We start from the raw sequence: 8,432 nt of genomic DNA on the forward strand, positions 1-8,432 counted from the left end.
ATGGGGCGTCGGCTCTCGTAGGACGCGATGACCACTCGCGCGCGAAATTCAGGGGCGTGCCAGCGGCGGCGATCCGAAACGATCTCGATCCGCGAGGCGCCCGCCAGCCTGTCCCGCTCGCCTGTCTCTCTACCGCTCCTTTGGAGCCTCTCTGCGGTACTACCTGCGACACTCGCAGGTAGTACCGTGTCCCTATCTCTTAAATCGCTCATGCTTCATAGCTGAACCAGACCAGAAGTATTCAGCAAGGCGTCAGTCGCCGGAAGCTTACCCGCAATCTGGCGCAATTTCTCCAGCGCTAAGTGGCGGATTGCGGGCGAGATCTCGAAGAAAAGTAGAACGGACGTTCGAGCGTGATGCCGCGAAAGTCTGGTCTGAGCCCAAAGTGACGAATGCTGCACGATGGGCGAATGTCGATTACCGACCTCACTACGCCAGCGTGCGCGTCATCTCACGGATCAGATCATTTGTCTCTGGTCTCGTCGTTTGGTGCCGATATCGAAGGGCCAAAACAGTTCTTGATATTTCAAGGCCATCGATGGGTTTCGACACCAGGCCCATGTCCGAAGGAATAGCGGTGGCTGGCAGGATCACCGCACCTGACCCTTGCCGAGCAAGTTCAACTAACCAATCCACGCGATTTGACCGATAGGCCGCGTAGAGTTCGTGACCATGATCCGCGCAGGCCCCATGCAAAACATCCCGCATTTCGCAATTTAGGCGGTCAAGCATGTCAGTTTTAGCAAGAGCCGAAAGAGAGATCGCATTTAGTTCAGACAACGGATGCGACTTTGACACCACGACCTTGTAGTCCTCTTCATAGAGATGGTCTATACGATAGAGGTCTTCACTGACCTTCTCTGCGGTGACTACAACGTCAAATTCACTATCTCGTAACCCGGCAAGAAGCTCGGAGGTTGACGCAACGATCAATTCGATTTCGGCTTGCGGCAATCGCGTACGAGTACGCTCCATAGCTGCCGAAATCCTGTTGTGGCCAATCGTTTCGCCGACACCGACAGAGATTGGAACCCGCTCCAAGCGCATATGACGGACCGCCTCTGCCTTAGCCTGTCGCGTCTCATCGTGAACCTTCTGCAACCTTGGCTGCATGAGTTTACCGAGGGACGTAGGCCTGCATCCCGCACGGTCCCTGACAAACAGGTCACCTCCAAGCTCGTCTTCAAGTTTCTTGATCGCAGTCGTCAAGGAAGGTTGGGAGACATTGGAGGCACTGGCTGCGTGGGTGAAGTTTCGGTGCTCGCAGACAGCAAGAAAATACCTGATCTGGTTCATTTCCATTGCCGCATTCTCCGTCACATCTCCGGCACTACCTCATACCAACTTCGATAGTCCTTGTCTATCGAACAATAGAATTTCGGAATTGGATTCCGAAGCATCCGGCATGGGACAAGAGTGCATCGAAACCAAGCACGGTGCACTTCAGATCAGGAGACGACCATGAAAATGCAAATCCTTCAGACATGCGCCGCACTGGCTCTGATCACAACTTCTGCAACTGCACAGGACAACCCGATGGAAAATCACACTGCCAGCTACATCGCCATGCCGGCCGCCGAAGGCCAGACCGCTGCCTTCGCGGAGTTTCTGGCTAGTGCCGCACCCATCGTGGGAGAAACAGAGCCGGGCACTGTACTTTGGTTTGCTTTGCAAGCCGACGATACGCTCGCAATCTTTGACATCTTCGCAGATGAAGAAGCACGCGACGCTCACTTCTCAGGAGCGGTTGCTGCGGCTCTGAACCAAAACGCCGACGCGTTGGTGGACAGAGGATGGGACGACGGTGTTGTCGCGAATATCAACAACTCCGATGTCCTGTCGGTAAAGGCGCCGGTTGATCTCTACACGGCAACAACCGCAACTTACATCAAGCTCGAAGCCGCTCCAGGTAAAGGCCCCGAATTGGCAGCCTTGCTGACCGCCGCCGGCCCCATCGTCGCAGATACCGAACCCAAGACATTGTTCTGGGCGGCGCTGCAGATTGACGAGAACAACTTCGCCATCTTCGACATCTTTGCCGACAACTCTGGCCGCGAAGCGCACTTTGCCGGACAAGTCGCCGGACTCTTGAATGAAAAGGCTTCAGAATTGGTCTCAGGCGGATGGGACGACGGTGTGGTAACAAACGTCCGCAATTTCGATATCCTCGCTGCCAAGTAATCTCGAGGTGACTTGAGAAAGAAGTGCCCGGTGCAATCCATCGGGCGCTTTGCTGTTTGAATTTAGATTCACGCCAAAGCGGCCGTGCCGGAACTGGCAAGCGAAGCTCGCACTCGCCTCCGGCTTGGAAAGGGCGGCTATCGGCGGGAACATGTCCGCGCCTTCGCCCAACACGCCGAGATCGCGGACGACGCGATCTACATCGAGGGCAGCAAAAAACACCCTATTGAGGACGCCGGTAGCCACCAAAGGAGAAAAGTCGGCGGGAATCGGCGTTCCCGGTTTTTACCAAAGTGGCGGACCGGGTGGGATTCGAACATATACGCCGAAGTAATCGGCTTGCGCTTGGCTACGCCGTGAGCAATGTCGGCTTTCGGGACGCAGCAAGCGGCAGTCGAACGGCCGGAAAGGGGGCGCATTGCGGTCAAAGTACAGTAGCCTGCTGAACGGCCGCTTTCCCGGCTTGGGCGCCCAGAAGCGGTCGGGCAGCTTGTCCCCCCCAAGTTAGACGTTCCATTCCGGCTGTTCATGCAGGGAGAAATTATCTTTGAGCAAGGCGGGCATGATCTGTGAAGTGGATATGTCCGCTGGGACGTCGTATCTGCACTGTGCATCTTCACGCGTGCCTTTGCTGTTCGTACACGCGCAGATTCAGATCCGTGAGATCCAGGAGAGGCGTCGGGACCTGATGGACGCGTGCCCGCCTGACCAGATCACCAATAATCTGCTGCGCCTCCACAGGAGCATCCTGCAGCAGATCCCGGAACATGGAGGACGTCAGGGTGGAGTCCGTTTTTGTCAGGAGACTGACAGTGCCCTTCAGCGCGGCATCCCGCAGGGGATAACCGGCGGCAGCGGCCGTTGACGCACATTCATGGATCACCGCCTGTGCAAAACCCTGACCTGCTGGCTGGGTGGCGACATCCCCTACGGTTCCGCGCATCAGGCAGCAGATGCTGCCCAGGGCGGCGAGCAGCACCCATTTGTCCCACATGTCCTGCAGGATATGGGTGGAACACACGGTTTCAAATCCGGGGCCCGACAGAGCTTCCGCAATACTGCGCGCCGCTGGTGTATCACGACCTTCCCGCTCCCCCACGGAAAGCCGGGGGAGGGAGCCCGTCTGGACAATGCGCCCCTGCGCATCAAGCTTGCTGATGATCAAGCACGTGCCTCCCATGACCGCGGCAGGGCCAAAGCGGTCTGCCAGAATATCAAGATGCTGCATGCCGTTGAGAAGCGGGACAATCCGTGTCTGCGGTCCCACCGCAGGCGCGAAATCGTTCATTGCAGCCATCAGGGAATAGGCTTTTACGCTGAGCAGGATGATGTCGTAGGGCCCCTCAATCCCACCGGCCATCACCATCCGGGGGGTCATGGTGACGTTGCCAACGGAACTGATCAGGCACAGGCCCCCGGCACGGAGCTGCTGCAGGCGCCTTTCGCGCACCAGAAAGGTCACATCATGCCCGGCGCTGGCCATGCGGGCGCCAAAATACCCACCCACGGCGCCTGGGCCGACAACAAGAATTCTGGAACCCATGACGCTGTTTCCTCTCTTTGATCCGCCCTGACGTGTTGCAGTTGAAGGCGAGTTGAGGCGCTCTGGCGGCATGGGTCAAGACAGGCTCAGAATCTCGATCTTCCCGGGTGCCGGGCCTTGATGCTGGCCTCGTCGATATAGGTCTCGACGACCTGAAGGCTTTTGTGCCGCGAGAAGCGCTTCAGTTCCAGGAGATCATACCCGTCTTTCGCCCCCGTGGTGATGGCGCCGCGGCGCAGGCTGTGCCCTCCAAAGTCCCCTTCGAGCTGGGTGTCGCCGCATCGCTTGCGGATGATGTCCGTGACCGCCCGGTCCGACAGGGCGTGCGGCCCGATCCTGGGCGGGGTTCCGACGGGAGTGGTTCCCGCCCTGTGGCCCCGCGCGGACCAGATCCGCCGGAAGACCGGACCTTCCGTGATCCCGGCCTGCCGGAGCCAGGTCTCGTACGCCAGAACCGGGCAGTTCCGGGTCAGGCCCCGCGGGATGCCGATCAGCGCGCCCTTGCGCTGGGGATCCCCCTTGGACCGGCCCAGCCGGATCTGCATGCCATCCTCGTCCACCGTAAGGTCGTCCATCTTCAGTGCGGCAAGCTCGGAGCGCCGGAACGCGCCGGCAAAACCGAGCAGAAGAATGGCCCGGTCCCGCGCACCGACCAGATCGTGGGGACTGATGGCTTCGACGACCCTGACCAGCCTGTCCCAGGTGAGCGGGGTTTTCTGGCGGGGCAGGGCCTCCTTTGCCTCCCGACGGATGCCGGCAAGCGTTGCGGTCACCATCGGGTGGGCGGTGGGTACGGCAATCTGTGCGAGGTGGTGCAGGTAACGCAGGGCGGCGCGATGCAGATCGATGGTGCTGGTCCTGCGCCCCTGCAGCGCCATGTCGGCCAGATAGGCGGCAACATCCTCACCGCGGGCAGGCAGGGCAGGCAGGGCGTGACCGGCAGCCCAGCGACACCAGGACCGGACGGCGGCGCGATAGGTGCGCAGCGTGTTCTCGGCCTTGCTGCGGTGCATATAGGCATCGGCCGCCTGACGGGCCGTGGCCAGGCGGCCATCATGTTCGGGCACAGGCTGTGCCGAGACGACGGAAAACCATTGCGCGACGGCAGCAGCCGGCTGGCCGACGGGCGCAGGAGGCGCTGCGTCTGACGTCTTGGGACAGGCTCCTACGGGCTGGATCGGCCGGAACCAGGCCAGGAAGCTGGGCATGCCATCATCGATTTCCAGTCCGACGGCCAGTTCGAACCCCGATGGGACATCCGCAACGTGGTCCTGAGCCATCTGCTGGGCTGCCGACGCATACGGCACGCCCTGGGCGAGGGGGGTATCCGGGGAATAGCTACCGTCCGGCAATTCGATGCCCGCCAGAAGCAGGGGCAGGGGTGGTGTGAAACGCGCGGTCGAGAGGATTTCGCGCCAGCGCGCCGGATCCTGTGTCTCGGCCAGACGCAGCTGCGTCAGTTGGTCCACGCGGGCGTGCAGCGCGGCCTGCGCGCGCCTGCTGGAGCCGAGGATCCGGACATCGCTCAGCATGGGCGGCGTTCCCAGTCAGAATACCCCTGGGTGCAGAGACGGCGACCGGGACCGCGCCCGTTTTTTTTCCGGTGGCCCAGTCCGAGCTGGCCGATCGGTGCGGCAGGACGGGCCTGGCCGCCACGCGGGCAATAGGGGAGAGGCAGGCAGAGGAACGTGGCGGAAGAACTCTGGAACGGGCGCATTTCGGGATTTTAGCAGGCATTTTGGAATTTTTCATCTACTTCCGACAAGATAACCTATCGGAAGTAGGTTTTTGATCGGTCGGATTTTGCCTGGCGGGGAGGGGAGGGGGCAGAAAGTCCGGGAAACCGCGCCTTTTGGGATCAATCTGGCGCTTTTTCGTTCTCCAAAACCCGTTAACGTGATACGATGTATCTTATGAAATGTAATCGCCTTAGTCAGATCGGGGGCAGCCGGCGCGTTTGCCCGCTGAGGGTGGATGCGCGACCATCTTCGAAAGCTCGTTCGGGGTCGGCCCGCAGGGCGTTCGGGGCCGAAAACCGGGGATCCCATCAGAATGGCTGAGACCGGTCGACCGCTGCAGGCGGCGCGGCCGCCGACCGGCCTGTCGCCTGCCACGGCGCGGGCCTATGCGGCCTCCTGGCGCGCTTTCGTCGGCACCCAGGCCGTCGACGGCGACTTTCCGGTGGGCCCTGTCGCGGTAGGAACATGGCTGGAGGCCCGGGCGAAGGCCGGGCGGCCGCGGCAGAGCCTGGTGGTGGATCGCGCGGCGCTGACGGCGTGGTGTGCCGCCAATGGCGAGGGGCTTGATGTCGCCCTGCCCGCTACGCGAGTGCGCCGGACCGGGGCCGGGGTCGATGTGACTTCGCTGCTGGCCGCCGCACGACGCTGCAGGTCCGATTTGCCCGGCCTGCGCGACCGGGCTTTGCTACTGCTGGCGGCCACACTGGACATCGGCGCCGAGGCGTTGGCCCGGCTGACCGTTGAAGACATCACCGACACGATAGACGGGATGACCGTCGCCCTGCTGCGGCCCCGGTCCGGGCGCCACCGGTTGCGCCGGTTGCGGCGCCGCCGGGACCCGGCCGTTTGTCCGGTGCGGAGCTGGGCGGCCTGGCGCGATGCCGCGCAATTGCGGTGGGGGGCGGCGTTCCGGGGGATCGATGCGCATGGCACGGTCGGGGATCCATTGTCGGTGCCGGGGATCCGGTTCGTGCTGGACCGGGCGCTGGGACGTCCGGACCGCCCGGCCCACCGGACGCGGCGGACAAAATCCGGGTCCCCGCCAGAGTCCCCAGTTGGGACGGCGGTGCGTCGACGCACGATGAGGGCCGCCCCGGGCTGGATCCGGACAACGCTGACGGTGAGCGGTCCGGTAGACGAAGTGGCCCGGTTCCGGGTGGCGGCCCGGGGACCGGGGATCATCCCCTGGCAGGTGGATTTTGACTACGAACAGGCCCGCCTGCTGGCGCCGATGGCGGCAAAGGGGGCGCAGGCGGTGACGCTGGCCCGGCTGCTGCGCCAGGCATCCGAACGCCTGCATCGGATCGCCCTGCAGCATCAGGCGGCGGGTACGCCCGCCTGTGCCTTTGACCTGCACCGGCTGGTACCGGTGCCCGGTCCCATTCTGGAAGCCGGGGCGGATTCATGCGCGGCGGCGGCCTGGCTGCAGGCACAGTGGGGCACGCTGCTGCCGTTGCGCCGGGTGGAGGTCGAAGCCGTGCGCGATCAGCGCGCCCGCCGCAGTGCCCGGCTGGTCTACCGCTTCTGGTCGGCGGAATGGACGCCGTGGCAGGCGCTGCACCGGGTGCGGACGAACTGGCCGGAGTTGGTTTTCGACATCCGACCGCAGTACGCGCGCGCTGATGCCGGAAAGACCGCTAATGCTGCCTGACGAGGAGGAAGATTGGGGGGACCCACCGCGTCGGCTAGCGCGCCCGGTGGTGCCCGAGTTCCATGTCGAGGGGTTTGACGGGCCGCTGGACCTGCTGCTAGATCTGGCGGAACGGCAGCGTCTGGACCTGGGCGTGCTGTCCATCGCAGATCTGGCGGCCCAGTTTGTCGCTGAGGCGGAGCGGCTGGCCCAGACGACGCCATTCATGCAGCGCGCGGACTGGGTGATCTGGATCGCCCGGCTGGTGTTCCTGCGCTCGCGGCTGCTGTTTGCCACGCAGGCGGAAAAGCAGGTTGCCGAAAATGAGGCGCGCCGGACGGTCGGCCAGATCGAGGGGCTGTTGCAGATGCGCGCAGCGGCGGACTGGTTGGAGGGCAGGCCACAACTTGGCGTGTCGGTTTTTGCGCGGGGCAGGACAGATGCGAATGGCAGCGTTTCCGTACGGCAGGGGACGTATTTCAGTCTGATGGAAGCCAGTCTCAGTGTACTGGAGCGGGAACTGGCGCAGATTGAGTTCTCGGTTCCGATCTATCGGATTGATGTGCCTGCCTACTGGCGTGTGACCGATGCATTGGCCTTTATCCGAGCGAAAATGAGAAACGGAGCTTTCCGAAGCATATGGGACTGTGTTCCTGCGACGCCGTTTGCTGAGCCTGAGGGATTAATCGCTCGTCGAGCGGCTGTAGCTGCGACATTTGTGGCTGGGCTGGAATTGGTGCGGCAGGGAGACGCATCGATCGATACGGTCGTATTTCCCATGGCATGATGTTAGCGATTGCAGACTCTTTGGAATGAGCGGGACAACGCCACGATGGAATGGTGTGCACGGCAGCCGAAGGCAGCACAAGCGCAGCGATATGCCGCTCTGCAACGTAGCGGAAGCCTTTTCCCTGTTCTAGCAGCCTGTCGGGTTGGGGTACCCTGTGAAGGGGTAAGGCTGTAGAGTGTCGCGATGAGCCGCTTCATCCCGTTTGACCGATCCCAGCCGTATCTTCTGCCGCCTGATCTGACGTCGTGGCTTCCGGCTGACGATATGGCGCATTTCATTGTCGCAGCTGTTGAGCGGGTTCCGATGAGTGCGTTCTGCGTGCCAGTGCGCACGGGAGGCAAGGCGCAGTATCATCCGCGCCTGATGCTGGCCCTTCTGATCTTCAGCTATGCGAACGGGTTGTTTTCCTCACGCCGGATCGAGCGGGCGACATATCGCGACATCGGGGTACGCTTCGTGGCGGCGAACCTGCATCCGGATCATGATACGATTGCGACCTTCCGCCGGACGAACCGGACAGCCATTGAAGCTGCATTTGCGCAGGTCCTG

At 62.3% G+C, this 8,432-nt stretch carries 7 protein-coding genes; 4 read left to right on the forward strand and 3 right to left on the reverse strand.

The genetic code is table 11. From position 1 onward, the window contains the following. Positions 1 to 429: 429 nt before the first annotated feature. Entirely contained in the window at positions 430 to 1,302 is an 873-nt protein-coding gene (locus tag CFR80_RS15870) for a LysR family transcriptional regulator (protein WP_010518204.1), read from the reverse strand. Positions 1,303 to 1,461: 159 nt separating this feature from the next. Here CFR80_RS15870 and CFR80_RS15875 point away from each other — a divergent pair, with 159 nt between their 5' ends. Then, the gene (locus CFR80_RS15875; protein WP_010518206.1) at positions 1,462 to 2,181 is read left to right on the forward strand and encodes a putative quinol monooxygenase; all 720 of its coding nucleotides are present in this window, start codon (positions 1,462 to 1,464) and stop codon (positions 2,179 to 2,181) included. Between the two features lie 616 nt (positions 2,182 to 2,797). On the opposite strand, the gene CFR80_RS15885 is transcribed toward CFR80_RS15875, so the two are convergent. Together CFR80_RS15885 and CFR80_RS15890 are read right to left on the reverse strand one after the other, a co-directional pair. Further along, positions 2,798 to 3,724, reverse strand: a complete 927-nt coding sequence (locus tag CFR80_RS15885) for a ketopantoate reductase family protein (protein WP_110507690.1) — start codon at positions 3,722 to 3,724, stop codon at positions 2,798 to 2,800. Between the two features lie 86 nt (positions 3,725 to 3,810). Beyond that, positions 3,811 to 5,256: a tyrosine-type recombinase/integrase gene (locus CFR80_RS15890; RefSeq protein WP_019087174.1), complete on the reverse strand. Its 1,446-nt coding sequence runs from the start codon at positions 5,254 to 5,256 to the stop codon at positions 3,811 to 3,813. 520 nt (positions 5,257 to 5,776) lie between these two features. On the opposite strand from CFR80_RS15890, the gene CFR80_RS15895 reads away from it, so the two are divergent. The 3 genes from CFR80_RS15895 to CFR80_RS15905 form a co-directional block, all read left to right on the forward strand. Beyond that, a complete protein-coding gene (locus CFR80_RS15895; RefSeq protein WP_181418252.1) occupies positions 5,777 to 7,114 on the forward strand; it encodes a site-specific integrase in 1,338 nt (445 codons plus the stop codon). After that, positions 7,104 to 7,880, forward strand: coding sequence for a segregation and condensation protein A (locus CFR80_RS15900; RefSeq protein WP_019087225.1), 777 nt, complete (start codon positions 7,104 to 7,106; stop codon positions 7,878 to 7,880). The genes CFR80_RS15895 and CFR80_RS15900 overlap by 11 nt, the downstream gene beginning before the upstream one ends. A 186-nt stretch (positions 7,881 to 8,066) precedes the next feature. Then, on the forward strand, positions 8,067 to 8,432 hold a 366-nt coding region (locus CFR80_RS15905; protein ID WP_146221678.1), incomplete at its 3' end, for a transposase.

Source organism: Komagataeibacter oboediens (assembly GCF_003207815.1).
Lineage (GTDB): Bacteria > Pseudomonadota > Alphaproteobacteria > Acetobacterales > Acetobacteraceae > Komagataeibacter > Komagataeibacter oboediens.

What these genes read in the sequence shown, in the direction of transcription:
- CFR80_RS15875 (WP_010518206.1), top strand. Translation starts at nt 1,462, where the DNA reads ATGAAAATGCAAATCCTTCAGACATGCGCCGCACTGGCTCTGATCACA.
- CFR80_RS15890 (WP_019087174.1), bottom strand. Translation starts at nt 5,256, where the DNA reads ATGCTGAGCGATGTCCGGATCCTCGGCTCCAGCAGGCGCGCGCAGGCC.
- CFR80_RS15900 (WP_019087225.1), top strand. Translation starts at nt 7,104, where the DNA reads ATGCTGCCTGACGAGGAGGAAGATTGGGGGGACCCACCGCGTCGGCTA.
- CFR80_RS15895 (WP_181418252.1), top strand. Translation starts at nt 5,777, where the DNA reads ATGGCTGAGACCGGTCGACCGCTGCAGGCGGCGCGGCCGCCGACCGGC.
- CFR80_RS15885 (WP_110507690.1), bottom strand. Translation starts at nt 3,724, where the DNA reads ATGGGTTCCAGAATTCTTGTTGTCGGCCCAGGCGCCGTGGGTGGGTAT.
- CFR80_RS15870 (WP_010518204.1), bottom strand. Translation starts at nt 1,302, where the DNA reads ATGGAAATGAACCAGATCAGGTATTTTCTTGCTGTCTGCGAGCACCGA.